Raw genomic sequence first — 15,172 nt, forward strand, 5'->3', positions numbered from 1 at the left:
AATTTTCAAATAAATTTAAATAGATTTCCGCCTTTGCGGAAATGACTAAATTAATATCTATAATACTCGGGCTTATATGGGCCTTGCACTTCCACGCCAATATATTTAGCCTGGTAATCTTTAAGTTCGGTTAATTCTACTCCAATTTTTTCAAGGTGAAGTTTGGCAACCTTTTCGTCTAAATGCTTAGGTAGCATATAAACTTCATTTTCGTATTTATCAGAATTTTTCCAAAGTTCAATTTGTGCCAAAGTTTGGTTGGTAAATGAGTTACTCATCACAAAGCTTGGGTGGCCTGTAGCACAACCAAGATTCACCAATCGCCCTTCCGCTAAAAGAATAATGTCTTTCCCGGCGATAGTATATTTATCTACCTGAGGCTTTATAGTGTCTTTTGAATCCCCGTGATTGTTATTCAACCAGGCAACATCGATTTCATTATCAAAATGCCCGATGTTACAAACGATGGTTTTGTCTTTCATCGCTTCAAAATGCTCTCCGCGAACTATATCTTTATTTCCTGTAGTTGTAATTACAATATCAGCCTTAGGAAGTACAGTTTCCAGTTTTTTCACTTCAAACCCGTCCATCGCAGCTTGTAGCGCACAAATTGGGTCAATTTCCGTAACGGTAACAATGGATCCCGCACCTTTAAACGAAGCGGCAGTACCTTTACCAACATCTCCATAACCACAAACTACAACGCGTTTTCCGGCAAGCATTACATCAGTAGCCCGGCGAATAGCATCAACAGCACTTTCGCGACATCCATATTTATTGTCAAACTTAGATTTGGTAACCGAATCGTTCACGTTAATAGCCGGCATTACCAAAGTTCCGTTTTTCATTCTTTCGTAAAGTCTGTGAACTCCTGTAGTGGTTTCTTCTGAAAGTCCGCGGATTCCCTCAGCAAGCTCCGGGTACTTATCAAAAACCATATTGGTAAGATCGCCACCATCATCAAGGATCATATTCAACGGCTCGCGCTCTTCACCAAAAAACAGGGTTTGTTCTATACACCAGTTAAATTCTTCCTCGGTCATTCCTTTCCAGGCGTAAACGGGAATTCCTGCGGCAGCAATTGCAGCTGCAGCGTGATCTTGTGTAGAAAAAATATTACAAGAGCTCCAGGTTACATCGGCCCCTAAAGAAATAAGTGTTTCAATAAGTACTGCAGTTTGCACGGTCATGTGAAGACATCCGGCAATTCTGGCTCCCTTTAATGGTTGTTCATTTTTATATTCTTCACGCAGGGACATTAATCCCGGCATTTCAGCTTCGGCGAGTTCTATCTCTTTTCTTCCCCAATCCGCCAGGGAAATATCCTTAACTTTATAAGCGGTATACGGCACTGTTTTAGTCGACATATTATTATATTTGAATATTAGCAATTTTTTGTCTCGCAAAAATAAGGAATCTATAACAAACCTACATGCCACTTTACAAAACAATAACAGTAAACCCGCATACTAAAGTCTTCATTTGGAAGGTAGAAGAACCTTTTGAAGAACTTAGCGAAGGGATAGAATTAACCGAACATTGCCAAAATCGCGTAAAGGGAATGAAATCTGAAATTCACCGTCGTGGTTTTATGAGTATTCGCCATTTAATGGCCGAAGCGGGCTATGTAGATCACGATTTATTTTATGACGATTTAGGGAAACCCCATTTAAAAAATGGTAAGAATATCTCCATTACCCATTCTTTTAATTTTACGGCTATTATTTTAAGTGATGAAAAGGTGGGAATAGATATTGAAAAACGCCGCGATAAAATTCTCAAAATTGCCAATAAATTCACCCCGCTTAGTGAATATCATACCGTTGCAAACGAAGAGGCTTTAATAAGAAAACTCACTATTGTTTGGGGTGCTAAAGAATCTATTTATAAAATGTATGCCGAACCGGGTCTAGGGTTTTTACAGCACATAAATGTGACCGATTTTGATTTTGATGACGCCGAAACAACCGCGAAAGTGAACTTTAAAGGAAAAGAGTCTTTTTACGAGATGAATTTTTTGGAATTTGAAGGTTTTACCTGTGTGTATGGTTGGGAAGGTTCGAAAAAAGTCCAAAGTTAATGCGGAATTTTTATGCTGAAATTTTCCAGGCTGCGACTAATGGAAAAAAACTACTCGCCATTTTAATAGATCCCGATAAATTTATAGAAGCGGAAACAAAATTATACCTGGAAAAATTACCAAAACAAACTACACATATTTTTGTAGGCGGTAGTACGGTGGAAAATTTTAAAACCGAAAAAACCGTAAAAGCGATTAAAGCTGAAACCGATTTTCCGGTTATTCTGTTTCCAGGAGATTATTCACAAATTACAGAAACAGCAGATGCATTGCTTTTTTTAAGCCTTCTTTCCGGAAGAAACCCTGAGTACTTAATAGAGCAACAGGTAAAATCTGTAGAAAAATTAAAGAATAGCAAACTGGAAATTATTCCGACGGCTTATATTCTAATTGAGGGTGGGAAAGAATGCGCTGTGCAGCGAGTAAGCTGTACAAAGCCTATTCCGCAATCTGAAGTTACTTCAGTTGTAAATACCGCACTTGCCGGTCAATTTCTAGGAAAAAATCTTATTTACCTGGAAGCAGGAAGTGGTGCCGATTTTCCGGTTTCCGAAGAAATTATTACTGAAGTAAATAAAGCAATAAATATTCCTTTGATAGTAGGTGGCGGAATTCGAAGTTTAGAACAACAGAAAAAGGCCTATAAAGCTGGAGCTGATATGATCGTTATGGGAACACAATTTGAAAATTAGTAGACGTCAGTCTGAATTTATTCAGAATCTAATTTGTGGTAGTCCAAAAAAATAAAGCTTCACAAATTGTTAGTTTAAGGCACAACAATACTAATTTCAAATCTTTAAATTTGGCTTCCACAGAAAGTCCAGTAAAATATTCGTGGGTAAAATTTCAATCATGAAAATTTCAGTAGAATTAACCTTAAGTCCGTTGCAGGACGATTTTGAACCAAAAATCATTGCTTTTATTAAAAAATTAAGGGCTTCAGGATTAGCAATAAAAGAAAACCCGTTAAGTACCCAGGTTTATGGAGAGTATGATGAGGTGATGAATTTATTGAATTCAGAAATCAAAAATGTTTTTGAAACCATTGATAACGGACTTATCTATATAAAAATTGTAAAATCTGATCTTAGCGACTATGCAGCCGATTTTTGATTTTTTCTTTGACCAGTATTACGGGTATTCTACTTTATTTATTATCCTGGAAGTAATTGCGGTAATTTTCGGCTTTCTTTCGGTCATTTATTCCAAGCAAAATAACATTCTGGTTTATCCCACTGGGATTATAAGTACCATGATATTTGTTTATTTGCTCTGGCAATGGGAATTGCTGGGAGATATGATGATTAACGCCTATTATTTTTCTATGAGCATTTATGGTTGGTATATTTGGACAAGAAAAGTAGATAAAGAACATTATACACCCATAACCAATACTACCAGAAAGGAGAATTGGCAAAGTCTGTTTATTTTTATTGCGACCTTGCTTTTTGTATTCGCTGTTTACGAGTATTTTGATAAATGGAACAACTGGACGGCCTATGTAGACACGTTTACAACCGCTATTTTTTTCGTGGGAATGTGGCAAATGGCCAATAGAAAGATTGAAAACTGGATTTTCTGGATTATTGGTGATGTTATTTCTGTACCACTCTATTTTTATAAAGGTTTTACTTTAACGGCACTTCAATATTTTGTTTTTACTATAATCGCTATATACGGCTATAAAGCATGGCAGAAAAACTTGCGCAACGACCTTCGTCCGTCTTAAAAGTGGTTCTTTTTGGACCAGAATCTACGGGAAAAACCACCCTGGCAGAGATGCTGGCAAAACATTATAACACGCTTTGGGTAGAAGAATTTATGCGGGATTATCTTCAGGAAAAATGGGATAATGAGCAAAGAGTTTGCGAACCAAAAGATATGATTCCCATTGCTGAAGGCCAAATGAATCGTGAAAATACACTCACTAAAAAGGCTAATAAACTCCTAATTAGCGATACCGATCTTTTAGAGCTAAAGGTTTATTCTGAAGCCTATTACGAAGGGTTTTGCGATCCTCAACTTCTTAAACATGCGTTAAACAACATTTACGATCTCTACTTTTTAACGTATATTGACGTACCGTGGACGCCCGATGACCTTCGGGATAAACCAGAAGACCGTATTGGGATGTTTAAAAGGTTTGAAGCTGCTCTTAAAAACAGTAAAAAACCTTACGTGATTCTAAAAGGAGATTTAGAGGAACGTTTTAAAACTGCGGTAAAGAAAATAGACGAACTTTTAAAAAATAAATAGACGTGGAGTTTAGCGAAATAGACATTTTGCAAATTGAGGAAAAAGGATTATCAACCCAGGAGGTTGAAAGACAAATCCAGATATTTGAAAGAGGAAATATAAAAGTAGATATTCAACAGGCGGCGACCGTAGGAAATGGCATTTTTGTCTATTCAGTAGAAGATCAAAAAAAATATATTCAAACATTTGAAGATAAAAAGGAGCATTTAGACCTTTTAAAATTTGTACCCGCTTCTGGCGCGGCAACACGAATGTTTAAGGCATTTCACAATTTTGCAGATGAATTTGATCCTGAAAAAACAAGCTTACGAGATTATTTAGACAGTAAAGATGATAAAAACCTTCAGTTGTTTTTTGAGAAAATGGATAAACTTCCATTTTATAAAGTCGCTTCCAAAAAAGCCAAAGAAAATCACCCAGATTTTTCAGAAAAATCTAATGACAAACGACATCTGATTTTGGTGAAAACCATGTTGTATGAAAATGGACTTGGGTTAAGCGACTTGCCAAAAGGTTTGGTTCCTTTCCACCAATATAACGATTATACCGCTACGGCTTTTGAAGAGCATTTGCATAGTGCAGCGAAATATCTTTCAGTAAACGGCGTGACAAAACTACATTTTACTGTAGCTGAAGGTGATAAAGAGAAGTTTGAAGAAGAATTTGAAAACATTAAAGAAAGAGTAGAAGAGGCTAATCACACTAAATTTGAAATTTCTTATTCTAACCAGGATCCAAAAACGGATACGATTGCGGTGGATAAAGAAAATAATCCCTTTAGAGATGAAGATAACAGGATTTTCTTTAGACCCGGCGGGCATGGTGCATTAATAGAAAATCTGAATAAACAAGAAGCCGATCTTATTTTTGTTAAAAATATAGATAACGTGGTCGTTAATACCAATTTGCCAAAAGTGGTAGAAATGAAAAAAATGCTGGGTGGTAAATTAATAGCGCTGCAAAACCAGGTTTTTGAATATATGCAAAACCTTGACGGTGGGAATAATTCTGAAGCTAAATTAGACGAGATTGCTGAATTTTTGGAGAATGAACTGTTTGTAAAGGTAACTTCATCTTTTAACAAATTTACGGGGGAAGAAAAAACGCAATATTTGTGTAAAAAATTAGACCGTCCATTAAGAGTTTGCGGAATGGTGAAAAACGAAGGTGAACCCGGCGGCGGACCTTTCTTAGTTAAAAATGAAGATGGAGAGATCTCGCTTCAAATTATTGAAGGTGCGCAAATAGATAAAAATAATTCAGAGCAATTAGAGATTCTAAATAATTCTACACATTTTAATCCGGTAGATATAGCGTGTAGCCTTAAAAACCATAAAGGAGAAAGTTTTGATCTTAATAATTATGTAGATGAAAATATGAGTTTTATTGCAGATAAAACCAAAGATGGCAAACCTCTAAAAGCCCTGGAGCGCCCTGGCTTATGGAATGGCGGTATGGCTTACTGGAATACGGTTTTTGTAGAAGTTCCGGTAGAGACCTTTAACCCGGTAAAAACAGTAGCCGATCTTTTAAAACCCTCTCATCAGGCCAAATAATTTGTTTTGGACGAGCAACAAATAATACGGGAACTTAGTTTTAAAGCCGTGCGCAGTTCTGGTGCCGGCGGGCAGCACGTTAATAAAACTTCTTCTAAAGTTGAACTTTATTTTGATTTAGAAGCTTCAGAAGGACTTTTAGAAGAAGAGAAAGCGCGATTAATTAAAAAACTGGCTACTCGATTAACCAAAGAGAACCTTTTAATTCTCAATAGTGAAGAAAGTAGAAGTCAGCATAAAAACAAAGAGCTGGTAATTGCAAAATTCTTTGAATTACTTCGGGAGAATATTAAAAAACCAAAACCAAGAAAGAAAACTAAACCCAGCAAAGCTGCAAAGTTAAAACGCCTAAAAGCGAAAAAGATTAATGCTGAAAAGAAAGCTAGAAGAAACGATCCTTTAAAATAAGTGAGGCCTTTTTCTACATAAGTGTAGAAAAAATCTACAAGAATATCCCTGGTTTTGTGAAAACCTAAAAACAATAAAATTTTAAAATGTTAATTTTCAATAGATTAAAATTGTAGGATTTTACTGGTACAATTTTTTATATGTAATTATTGCTAAATTAATATTAAATATAGCAGCTTAAGATACTGTTGTATAATTTAGATTTTCGGAGAAAAAGAGGCCTTAGGGTCTCTTTTTTTGTTTCATAAAATTAGTAATTCTACATTTCTACATAATGTTCTCTTAAAAACCCCAGCTTTCTACATAACAAATTCCCAATTAATTTATTGCGTATTTTGTAAAAAGCTTATTGTTAGATAGTTAGTTAATATTATAAGACTTTGGTATAATTCTTCCTTTATACCTATCATATTTAAACCACAAACTTAAAACCTTATTATTATGAAAAAGCTAGTATTAACTTTAATGGCTGCAGCCGGAATGTTCTTATTCAGTCAAAATGCACAAGCGCAGGTAGAAGAGCCAGAAGAAATGGAACAAATTGAGAGCGTAGAAGAAGCTCAGGAAACAAAAGACGATTATAAAGAAGTTGATGTATTGGCTCTTCCGCAAGCAATTAAAGATGCGGTAATGACCGATATGAATGGAGCCGTAGCTGAAGAAGCCTGGGTAAAAGAAAAAGAGGGTAAGAAAGTATATAAACTATCACTTAATGTAGATGGTGAAAAGAAAAAAGCTTACATCGATGCTGAGGGAAATTGGATCAAAAAAGAAGAGAAATAGATTAACTACTTGCTAACTAACCTTAAATTTCCGTTGGATATATTTACCCTACAAACTTCCAACGGAAATTTTTTTTAAGAAATTTTAGCTGGAATTTAAGAGAAACCAACTCCTTCGGCACCAGAAAATAACATAAAGTAAGTAGAAAATTCTGTATATTTAGGGTAGAATGTAAACTTGAACGGTTTTAGGACCATTGGGACCTGCTAACTAACACTTTTAGCCGTTTAAGTTAAGCTGAAAGATTTATGACGATTTACTTAATGTAGTCTGGAAAATGGATACCACCCAATGACACTTTTTAATAAAAATTTAGATTGTCATTGATAGAGACCTTTAACGAGGTCTCTTTTTTTATGCTTATTTTAAACCCAATGAATTTTAGATTGTTAAATTTGCAAGACGATTTAAATTGAGATCAATGACAAAAATCCTTATAGTTGAAGATGATGTTCCTTTTGGGACTATGTTGAAAACATTTTTAATCAAGCGCGACTATGAGGTTGAATTGGTTTTTTCTGGCTTAGAAGCTTTTAAGAAACTTAAAGCTAATTTTTTTAACCTTATCCTTTCAGATGTAAGATTGCCAGACACTAGTGGTCTTGATATCTTAAAACAGGTAAAGTTAGAAAATGCCGGTACGCAGGTTATTATTATGACCAGTTATGCTGAAATTAGCATGGCTGTAGAAGCTATGAAAAATGGTGCTTTCGATTATGTTTCCAAACCATTTAGACCAGAATCTATTTTACAAACAATTAAAAATGCTTTAACCCATACAGAAGTACAACCCACTGTTGAAAAAAGACCTGAGAAAACACAAAGAACAGATTCTTTGCAAGGGACGAGTTTTGTGAAAGGTGTTAGTGAAGCTGCTTTAAAACTAAGTGATTATATAGAATTAGTTGCTCCAACCAATATGTCGGTTTTAATTATGGGAGAAAGTGGAACCGGAAAAGAACAGGTTGCAAAAAGTATCCATAAACAAAGTAAACGTGCTGATGCCCCTTTTATCGCTGTAGATTGTGGTGCTATTCCTAGAGAACTGGCGTCCAGTGAATTTTTTGGTCATTTAAAAGGATCTTTTACCGGTGCTATAAACGATAAAACCGGGCATTTTGAAGCGGCAAACGGTGGTACTCTTTTTCTTGATGAAATTGGAAACCTAAGTTATGAACTCCAGGTGCAATTACTACGAGCTTTACAGGAAAGAAAAATAAAACCGGTAGGAAGTAATAATGAAATTCAGGTAGATATAAGGGTAATCACGGCCACTAACGAAGATCTTGCGCAAGCGGTGAAAGAAGGGGAGTTTAGGGAAGATCTTTATCACCGTCTTAATGAATTCTCTATTAAAGTTCCTGCTTTAAAAGAGCGCAAAGAAGATTTAATGCTTTTTGCTGAATATTTTTTGGAAGAAGCAAATGCTGAATTGGAAAAAAATGTGATTGGTTTTACCGAAAGTGCTATTGAAGCTTTTAAAAACTATAACTGGCCGGGAAACCTAAGGGAGTTAAAGAATATGGTAAAACGTGCGGTACTGCTAACGCAAGATGATATGATTCCTCTTAAAGTATTGCCTCATGAAATAGCCACTGCTTCCCAATCTAATACAGAAACTGAATACGGTTTATTTAAAAATAAGAACGAAGAACAGCTTATTTTAGACGCTTTGGAGAAAGCTGGTGGTAATAAAAGTAAGGCGGCAAGATTGCTTTCTATAGATCGTAAAACCCTTTATAATAAGCTAAAGCAATACGATATTAAACTTTAATCTCCTGCTCCAGTTCTTCCATTAAATTTAAAATGTTAGCTTTTAGCTGTAGAAATTCTTCATCAGAAAAAACTTCTTGTTGTTCCAGTCTTTCAAATTGCCCTGCCTGCTGCCTGGCATTTATTTGTTTTAACATAGGCACCATTTTATGCGCCAGGCGCGCTACCTCTTTAGCATCATTTTTCTTCCTGGCAATGGCAATAAGTTCAATTTGCGATCTGGAACTTTCTATGAAAGCTTCTAAAATGGTTTGTACTGCTTTTTGATCTCCAGCCGAAAAATCATAAATATCCTGCAAATCATAAGTATTTTTCGTAGAATTCTGGAGGTTATTATTTACTTTTTGCTTCAGGTTAAGTTTAAAAATTTCGGCAATACTTTGTTGTAATTTTCCGGGTTTATAAGGTTTTAAAAGGCTTTTATTAAATCCGGCAAGTTTATAAGTTTCAGCATCAATATCGGTCCTGCCAGATAAAGCTATCACCGGTAATTCACTTACTTTATATTTTTTCCTGATATTTTTAATAAGATCAAAACCATCCATTTCTGGCATTTGAATATCGGTTAAAACCAAAGAATAGTTTTTATTTTCCAGTTTTTTCAGTGCGTCATTTCCGTTTAGGGCACTGTCGCATTGCATTCCCATAGATTTTAGCAATTCCCGCGTTAAAGAAAGCTGCGATGGTTCATCATCAACAATAAGGGCAGTTTTACCGCTCAGGTCTGGCATTTCTACAAGTGTTGATACTTCTGCGGTTGTTGTTGCCTCGCCAGGAAGTTTTCTAACCGGAATAAAAACTGTAAATTCACTACCTTGTCCCTGCTCACTTTCAAGCTTTAGATCGCCTTTTAGTAATTCGGTAAGACTTTTTGTGATAGTAAGTCCCAGGCCGGTACCGCCATATGCTTTTTCAATTTTCGTATTTTCCTGTGAAAATTCTTCAAAAATCTCATCCTGTTTTTCTTTGGAAATTCCTATCCCGGTGTCTTTTACCGAAATAATCAGACAATAGCTATCTTCAATTTCTTTTTTAAGATGAATACCTACTCTTATTTCTCCTTCGTGGGTAAATTTACAGGCATTAGTGATGAGGTTGGCGATAATTTGTTTTATTCTAAAGGGATCACTAAGCACCTGTGTATCGGTTTCTTCTGAAGCTTCAAAAATCACCTCCACCTTTTCATTCTTTGTGGCCGGTAAAGAGTTATAAACGGTGTCTCTTATAAGTTTTGCGGGGTTAAAAGGAAGTTTTTCCACAGTCATTTTACCTGCTTCCAGCTTAGAAAGATCCAATAAATCGTTTACTAAATGCAGAATAAAATTAGAGGATTTCTTCACCTGATCCATATAATGCGACTGCTTGCTATTTAGCGAAGATTTTTCAATTAGATCTGTGTAGCCAATAAGTGTGTTTAGTGGAGAGCGTAAATCGTGGGTAATTGCAGCCATAAATTGCTCACGTTTCTTTAGCAAACTTTCAGCAAAATCTTTGGCTTCTTCTAATTCTCTTCGGTATTGCTGACTTTTAGTAATATCCTGAATTATAAAAATAAGTGACAGTAAAATAATTAAGAAACTCACAATTCCTGCTATAAGGAAGATTTGCGAACTTTCTTCAATCATATTTTGAGAGATTTTGGCGCGTTGTATAGATGCTTCCCGTTCTTCCTGCTCAATTTTTCCCAGCAAACGTCTTAGCTGCTGGTTAATAATCATATCGTTTTCAAGGAATTGCTGTTCCTTTTCGTCTACCGTGTTTTGAAACCTCCTATTGGCAATCTCCAGTTGGCTTAGTACATTTCTAACCGAACCAATAATAGAATCGGCGGTGCGGTTGGTGAGTTGTTCAGCGTTATCTTCTCGGGAATATTCCAGCAACCTAATTAATAACCTGCGTTGGTGCGGTTCCAGGTTGGAGAAACGTTGCCTGTAATTGTAATCGTTAAAAGAAGGGTCTACTTTTCTAAGTTCATTTAAAACCTGCGAATAATAATTTTGGTTACGTTGCTGCTCCCTTAATTTGTAAAGTTCCTGGAGGTTGGAGGTTTTGTCTGAAAGCAATTCAGCAATACTGTCTAATTCATTTTTCATAGAATTATCAGCATAGCTGTTTTTTAAATTTTGGATATCAAGTTGAATACTGTCTATTTGAAGTTGATACTTTTCCAAATCGGCTTCATTTCCGGTTTGAATAAGCTGCCTGCTTAAATTTTCGGTTTCAAAAAGACTGGTAGTAATATCACTTAGCAGAAATAATTGCTCATTATTGTTGCTGTTATTTTCTGAAACTTCACTAAAAGCAACCACCTGTTTCCATACAAACCATACGGCAAGGGCTGCCAGTGCGGCTATCAAAAGATATCCGCCAATCACTTTATAAGTTATTGACTGCTTTGTGTTTCGCATAGAACTGTTACAACCAAAATTACACCATTTAAACGAAATGAAAATAGCATAATCCTGGATCTTATAATTTTCGTACCTGTTTAAATTTGAAGTCCTTTGCTAAGCTAATGGTTTATAGGGCTGAATTATTGGCTCCAAAATTATGGGAATTCCATAAAAGCTTTATACATTTGCCGCAAATCTCAAAGGGGTGCCACTTAAGTGTGGCTGAGATCATACCCAAAGAACCTGGGCAGGTAATGCTGCCAAGGGATACGCGCAAGTAGCGCAAACGTATGTTACTCCTGAAAATGCCATAACACCGGTGGGCAATTTCAGGATTTTTTTTTATCTAATTTTAACCAAAGAATAATAGCCCCTTTTATTCGTAAATAATTTATTACGAATGAAATCTTTATTATTTTTTACCGGCCTCTGCTTAATTTCATTGCAAGCCGTTGCTCAAACTCACACTTTACAGGGAACAGTTACCCGTGGCGAAACTCCGGTTGAAGGAGTCGCAGTTTATGCCGTAGAACCAGGCGATGGCACCACTACCGATGAGAATGGCAGGTACAGCCTTGAGCTTGAAGAAGGTGAGTATAACCTGGTATTTTCCTATGGAAACCAAAAAACCTTAAAAGTAAAACTGGATCAGGATAAAACCCTGGATGTAGATCTTAGCGATGTACAGGAAGTTTTGGACGAAGTTTTTCTTTCTTCGGTGCGGGTAAGTGCGAAATCGCCAATTACCTACAGTAATCTTACTAACGAAGAAATTGAAGATAGAAACCTGGGTCAGGATATTCCGGTGTTAATGAATTATATGCCAAACGTGGTTACTACTAGTGATGCGGGAGCAGGCGTTGGTTATACCGGGATTAGGGTTAGAGGTAGCGGCCCCACCAGTACAAATGTTACTATAAATGGAATTCCCTATAATGATGCCGAAAGTCTTGGAACTTTTTGGGTAAACCTTGGAGACTTTGCCTCTTCTGTAGAAAATCTGCAACTGCAACGTGGTGTAGGTACTTCTACAAATGGCGCAGGAGCTTTTGGTGCCAGCCTTAATATTTTAACCGATGGTTATAGCGAAGAAGCAAATGCAGAAATTGCCAATAGTTACGGTTCTTTTAATACGCACAAGCACACCGTGAAATTCAGTACAGGGCTTATAGACGATCATTGGGAATTTGCAGGTCGAGCTTCTCAAATAAAAAGTGACGGCTATATAGATCGCGCCAGTAGTGATTTAAAGTCTTATTTTCTGCAAGGAACTTATGTAGACGAAAACACCTTAGTAAAAGCCATTACTTTTGGCGGAAGTGAAAGAACTTACCAGGCCTGGTACGGAATTGATGCTGAAACTCTCGAAAATGATAGAACATACAATCCCGCCGGGGTTTATACCGATGATGAAGGAAATACTAAATTTTACGATAATCAAACCGATAATTACAAGCAGGATCATTATCAGTTATTGTGGAATCAGGAGTATAACAAGAACTGGTCTTCTAACCTTGCTTTTCATTATACTTACGGGCGCGGTTATTATGAAGAATATAAAGAAGACGCTACTTTAAATGAATTTGGGCTGGAGAATTTCCAGGCTGATGGTGAAGAAGTAACCACCTCAGATCTTGTTGGAACCAAATGGCTGGATAATCATTTCTACGGAAGCGTTTTCAGCTTGAATTATCAGGATCAGGATTGGGATGTGATTGTTGGAGGTGGCTGGAACCGATATATTGGAGATCATTTTGGAGATGTGATTTACACGCGATTTGCCAGGAATAACGATCCCTATGAGCCTTATTACGAAAATACAGGAACTAAAACCGATTTTAATCTCTACGGAAAAGCAACTTATGCAGTTTCAGAAAAACTGGCGGCTTATTTAGACCTTCAGGTAAGAACGATAGATTATGAAACCGTAGGAATGTTATCTGAAGGAACTGAATTTCTGGTAGATGATTCATTTAACTTCTTTAATCCTAAAGCCGGATTAACCTATGCTTTAAATGATCAAAATCAGTTCTATTTTTCTTATGCCCGTGCTAATAGGGAACCACGCCGCAGCGACTACGAAAACGGCGAACCTGAACACGAAGAATTAAACGATTTTGAATTAGGGTGGCGCCATAATACACCATCGGTTCAACTAAACACCAACTTTTATTATATGGATTATCAAAACCAATTAGTACTTACTGGTGGTATTGATGATGTTGGCGCTTTTATTCGTGAAAATAGCGGAAATAGTTATCGTTTAGGTTTGGAAATAGATGCCGTTATTAGGCTTTCAGATAAAATATTTATTAGACCCAACCTGGCTTTAAGCCGAAATAAAAATATAGATTTTGTTTCTACCTGGAATGGAGAATTAGTTGATTTTGGAAATACAGAAATTTCCTTCTCTCCTTCTATAGTAGGAGGAAACCGAATTACTTACTTACCCGCAGAAGGATTAGAATTGAGCATGCTTTCAAAATATGTAGGAGAGCAATATATGAGTAATATTGAAGCCGAAAACTCTAAGCTGGACGCTTATTTTGTGAACGATTTTAATATTCAGTATACCTGGCGAAATGCACCTTTCTTTAAAGAAGTTGTTTTTACAGGTTTGGTAAATAATATCTTGGGAGAAGAATATGTATCCAACGGTTACTATTACACTTTTAATGTAGAAAATCCAGATACTACTACAGGTTTACAAACCTTAGATGGTGCGGGCTATTATCCGCAGGCCACCACAAACTTTTTAGCCGGAATTACTTTGAAATTTTAATTTGTTTGTCGCCTCTCTCGTCCTATTCCCAGGAGGGGGGAGGTTTTTAATTATAAACCTCAATAGTATTACTACGGCGCTCAATTCGGTAAGGTTTCATAGAGTATTCTCCTTCGCCTTCCATTAATTCACCAGTAATTATATTATAAGAATTTGCATCTTCACAGTTACAGGTAGCAATAATCCCTTCAACCGTCATTGCAGAACAATTATTCGGCGGATGATTGGGGTCGCTTAATTCAAAAGCAGTGTATTGTGAATTATTTATATTATAAACCACCACACCCTTTATGCCTTCGTTGTAGGTAGTAAAGCTATTCCCAGGAAATTGAAGATCATTATATTCAGGAAAATCCAGGTTTAGTTGAAGTCTAAAATTCAAATCTATTAGGTTCGGGTTATTAAAGTCATTGTCATCATTGGTGGAGCAAGCGCTAAAAATTACTGAAAATAGAAGGAAAAAAAGAGGTTTTTTCATGATATCGGCAATTTTTTCGCTAAATATTATTATTGTTTTCAAGGCGTAAATTTATTATATTTGTTAAACAAATCCCGTCGTGCTATGGGATTTTTTCTATTTATATAAACGATGAAGTTATGAGCAAAGTATCTTATTATACTGAAGAGGGATTAAAAAAGTTGAGGGATGAACTTAATCAGCTACGTGATGTAGAACGGCCTAAAGCTTCAGAAGCTATTGCCGAAGCCCGTGATAAAGGAGATTTAAGTGAGAATGCAGAATATGATGCTGCCAAAGAGGCTCAGGGTCTCTTAGAAATGAAGATCTCAAAATTAGAAGAAGTGGTGGCCAATGCAAGAGTTATAGATGAATCTCAATTAGATACTTCTAAAGTGTTGGTACATTCCCACGTGAAAATAAAAAACCAAACAAGTGGGGCCGAAGTAAAATATAAGCTGGTAGCACAGAGTGAAGCCGATTTAAAAACGGGTAAGATCTCGGTAGATTCTCCTATAGGAAAGGGATTACTCGGTAAAGAAGTGGGGGATACAGCGGAAATAGATGTACCCAGCGGTAAGATGAAATTTGAAATTTTAGAGATCTGGAGAGAATAAGTTTCCGGTATTTAACAGTTTGTGAAATCCTTTTCCAATACCTTTAACTAAGGTTCTGTGAAAAGGA

Annotated in this window: 14 protein-coding genes; 11 read left to right on the plus strand and 3 right to left on the minus strand. The window is 36.3% G+C overall.

Annotation, left to right across the window (positions count from 1 at the left end):
* Positions 1 to 50: 50 nt before the first annotated feature.
* A complete protein-coding gene (gene ahcY / locus BM084_RS15185) occupies positions 51 to 1,367 on the minus strand; it encodes an adenosylhomocysteinase (RefSeq protein ID WP_075325609.1) in 1,317 nt (438 codons plus the stop codon).
* Positions 1,368 to 1,432: 65 nt separating this feature from the next.
* On the opposite strand from ahcY, the gene BM084_RS15190 reads away from it, so the two are divergent.
* From BM084_RS15190 to BM084_RS15230, 9 genes are all read left to right on the plus strand, one after another.
* Positions 1,433 to 2,080: a 4'-phosphopantetheinyl transferase family protein gene (locus BM084_RS15190; protein WP_075325610.1), complete on the plus strand. Its 648-nt coding sequence runs from the start codon at positions 1,433 to 1,435 to the stop codon at positions 2,078 to 2,080.
* Positions 2,080 to 2,772, plus strand: a complete 693-nt coding sequence (locus BM084_RS15195) for a phosphoglycerol geranylgeranyltransferase (RefSeq protein ID WP_075327890.1) — start codon at positions 2,080 to 2,082, stop codon at positions 2,770 to 2,772. The genes BM084_RS15190 and BM084_RS15195 overlap by 1 nt, the downstream gene beginning before the upstream one ends.
* 160 nt (positions 2,773 to 2,932) lie before the next feature.
* Positions 2,933 to 3,193 (plus strand): thiamine-binding protein, encoded by a 261-nt coding sequence (locus tag BM084_RS15200; protein WP_075325611.1) that lies wholly within the window; start codon positions 2,933 to 2,935, stop codon positions 3,191 to 3,193.
* Positions 3,177 to 3,809, plus strand: coding sequence for a nicotinamide riboside transporter PnuC (gene pnuC / locus BM084_RS15205; RefSeq protein ID WP_075325612.1), 633 nt, complete (start codon positions 3,177 to 3,179; stop codon positions 3,807 to 3,809). Before BM084_RS15200 ends, pnuC begins: the two co-directional genes overlap by 17 nt.
* Positions 3,770 to 4,336 (plus strand): AAA family ATPase, encoded by a 567-nt coding sequence (locus BM084_RS15210; RefSeq protein ID WP_075325613.1) that lies wholly within the window; start codon positions 3,770 to 3,772, stop codon positions 4,334 to 4,336. The genes pnuC and BM084_RS15210 overlap by 40 nt, the downstream gene beginning before the upstream one ends.
* A 2-nt stretch (positions 4,337 to 4,338) precedes the next feature.
* Positions 4,339 to 5,892 carry a DUF4301 family protein gene (locus tag BM084_RS15215; protein ID WP_075325614.1) on the plus strand — a complete coding sequence of 518 codons (1,554 nt, stop codon included), beginning with the start codon at positions 4,339 to 4,341 and terminating at the stop codon, positions 5,890 to 5,892.
* Between the two features lie 6 nt (positions 5,893 to 5,898).
* Positions 5,899 to 6,300, plus strand: coding sequence for an alternative ribosome rescue aminoacyl-tRNA hydrolase ArfB (gene arfB, locus BM084_RS15220; protein ID WP_075325615.1), 402 nt, complete (start codon positions 5,899 to 5,901; stop codon positions 6,298 to 6,300).
* Between the two features lie 441 nt (positions 6,301 to 6,741).
* Complete coding sequence (locus tag BM084_RS15225) at positions 6,742 to 7,083, plus strand: hypothetical protein (protein ID WP_075325616.1); 342 nt, start codon at positions 6,742 to 6,744, stop codon at positions 7,081 to 7,083.
* Between the two features lie 421 nt (positions 7,084 to 7,504).
* Complete coding sequence (locus BM084_RS15230) at positions 7,505 to 8,857, plus strand: sigma-54-dependent transcriptional regulator (RefSeq protein WP_075325617.1); 1,353 nt, start codon at positions 7,505 to 7,507, stop codon at positions 8,855 to 8,857.
* Here BM084_RS15230 and BM084_RS15235 read toward each other — a convergent pair.
* Positions 8,847 to 11,264 carry a hybrid sensor histidine kinase/response regulator gene (locus BM084_RS15235; protein WP_245764390.1) on the minus strand — a complete coding sequence of 806 codons (2,418 nt, stop codon included), beginning with the start codon at positions 11,262 to 11,264 and terminating at the stop codon, positions 8,847 to 8,849. The genes BM084_RS15230 and BM084_RS15235 overlap by 11 nt on opposite strands.
* A gap of 385 nt (positions 11,265 to 11,649) precedes the next feature.
* On the opposite strand from BM084_RS15235, the gene BM084_RS15240 reads away from it, so the two are divergent.
* Entirely contained in the window at positions 11,650 to 14,031 is a 2,382-nt protein-coding gene (locus tag BM084_RS15240) for a TonB-dependent receptor (RefSeq protein ID WP_093305846.1), read from the plus strand.
* 46 nt (positions 14,032 to 14,077) lie between these two features.
* Here the strand turns inward: BM084_RS15240 and BM084_RS15245 are convergent, their stop codons facing one another.
* The gene (locus tag BM084_RS15245; protein WP_075327891.1) at positions 14,078 to 14,509 is read right to left on the minus strand and encodes a Rieske (2Fe-2S) protein; all 432 of its coding nucleotides are present in this window, start codon (positions 14,507 to 14,509) and stop codon (positions 14,078 to 14,080) included.
* A 119-nt stretch (positions 14,510 to 14,628) separates the two neighbouring features.
* Between BM084_RS15245 and greA the strand changes: the two genes are divergently transcribed.
* Positions 14,629 to 15,105, plus strand: a complete 477-nt coding sequence (gene greA / locus BM084_RS15250) for a transcription elongation factor GreA (RefSeq protein WP_075325620.1) — start codon at positions 14,629 to 14,631, stop codon at positions 15,103 to 15,105.
* The last annotated feature ends 67 nt before the right edge of the window (positions 15,106 to 15,172 follow it).

The sequence above is a fragment of the Salegentibacter agarivorans genome, assembly GCF_900113135.1.
GTDB classification, from domain to species: domain Bacteria; phylum Bacteroidota; class Bacteroidia; order Flavobacteriales; family Flavobacteriaceae; genus Salegentibacter; species Salegentibacter agarivorans.

Excerpts from the sequence above, each read along its gene's own strand:
- BM084_RS15210 (WP_075325613.1), top strand. The coding sequence starts at position 3,770 with ATGGCAGAAAAACTTGCGCAACGACCTTCGTCCGTCTTAAAAGTGGTT.
- BM084_RS15240 (WP_093305846.1), top strand. The coding sequence starts at position 11,650 with ATGAAATCTTTATTATTTTTTACCGGCCTCTGCTTAATTTCATTGCAA.
- BM084_RS15230 (WP_075325617.1), top strand. The coding sequence starts at position 7,505 with ATGACAAAAATCCTTATAGTTGAAGATGATGTTCCTTTTGGGACTATG.
- BM084_RS15190 (WP_075325610.1), top strand. The coding sequence starts at position 1,433 with ATGCCACTTTACAAAACAATAACAGTAAACCCGCATACTAAAGTCTTC.
- BM084_RS15245 (WP_075327891.1), bottom strand. The coding sequence starts at position 14,509 with ATGAAAAAACCTCTTTTTTTCCTTCTATTTTCAGTAATTTTTAGCGCT.
- ahcY (WP_075325609.1), bottom strand. The coding sequence starts at position 1,367 with ATGTCGACTAAAACAGTGCCGTATACCGCTTATAAAGTTAAGGATATT.
- greA (WP_075325620.1), top strand. The coding sequence starts at position 14,629 with ATGAGCAAAGTATCTTATTATACTGAAGAGGGATTAAAAAAGTTGAGG.
- BM084_RS15235 (WP_245764390.1), bottom strand. The coding sequence starts at position 11,264 with ATGCGAAACACAAAGCAGTCAATAACTTATAAAGTGATTGGCGGATAT.
- BM084_RS15225 (WP_075325616.1), top strand. The coding sequence starts at position 6,742 with ATGAAAAAGCTAGTATTAACTTTAATGGCTGCAGCCGGAATGTTCTTA.
- BM084_RS15195 (WP_075327890.1), top strand. The coding sequence starts at position 2,080 with ATGCGGAATTTTTATGCTGAAATTTTCCAGGCTGCGACTAATGGAAAA.
- BM084_RS15200 (WP_075325611.1), top strand. The coding sequence starts at position 2,933 with ATGAAAATTTCAGTAGAATTAACCTTAAGTCCGTTGCAGGACGATTTT.
- pnuC (WP_075325612.1), top strand. The coding sequence starts at position 3,177 with ATGCAGCCGATTTTTGATTTTTTCTTTGACCAGTATTACGGGTATTCT.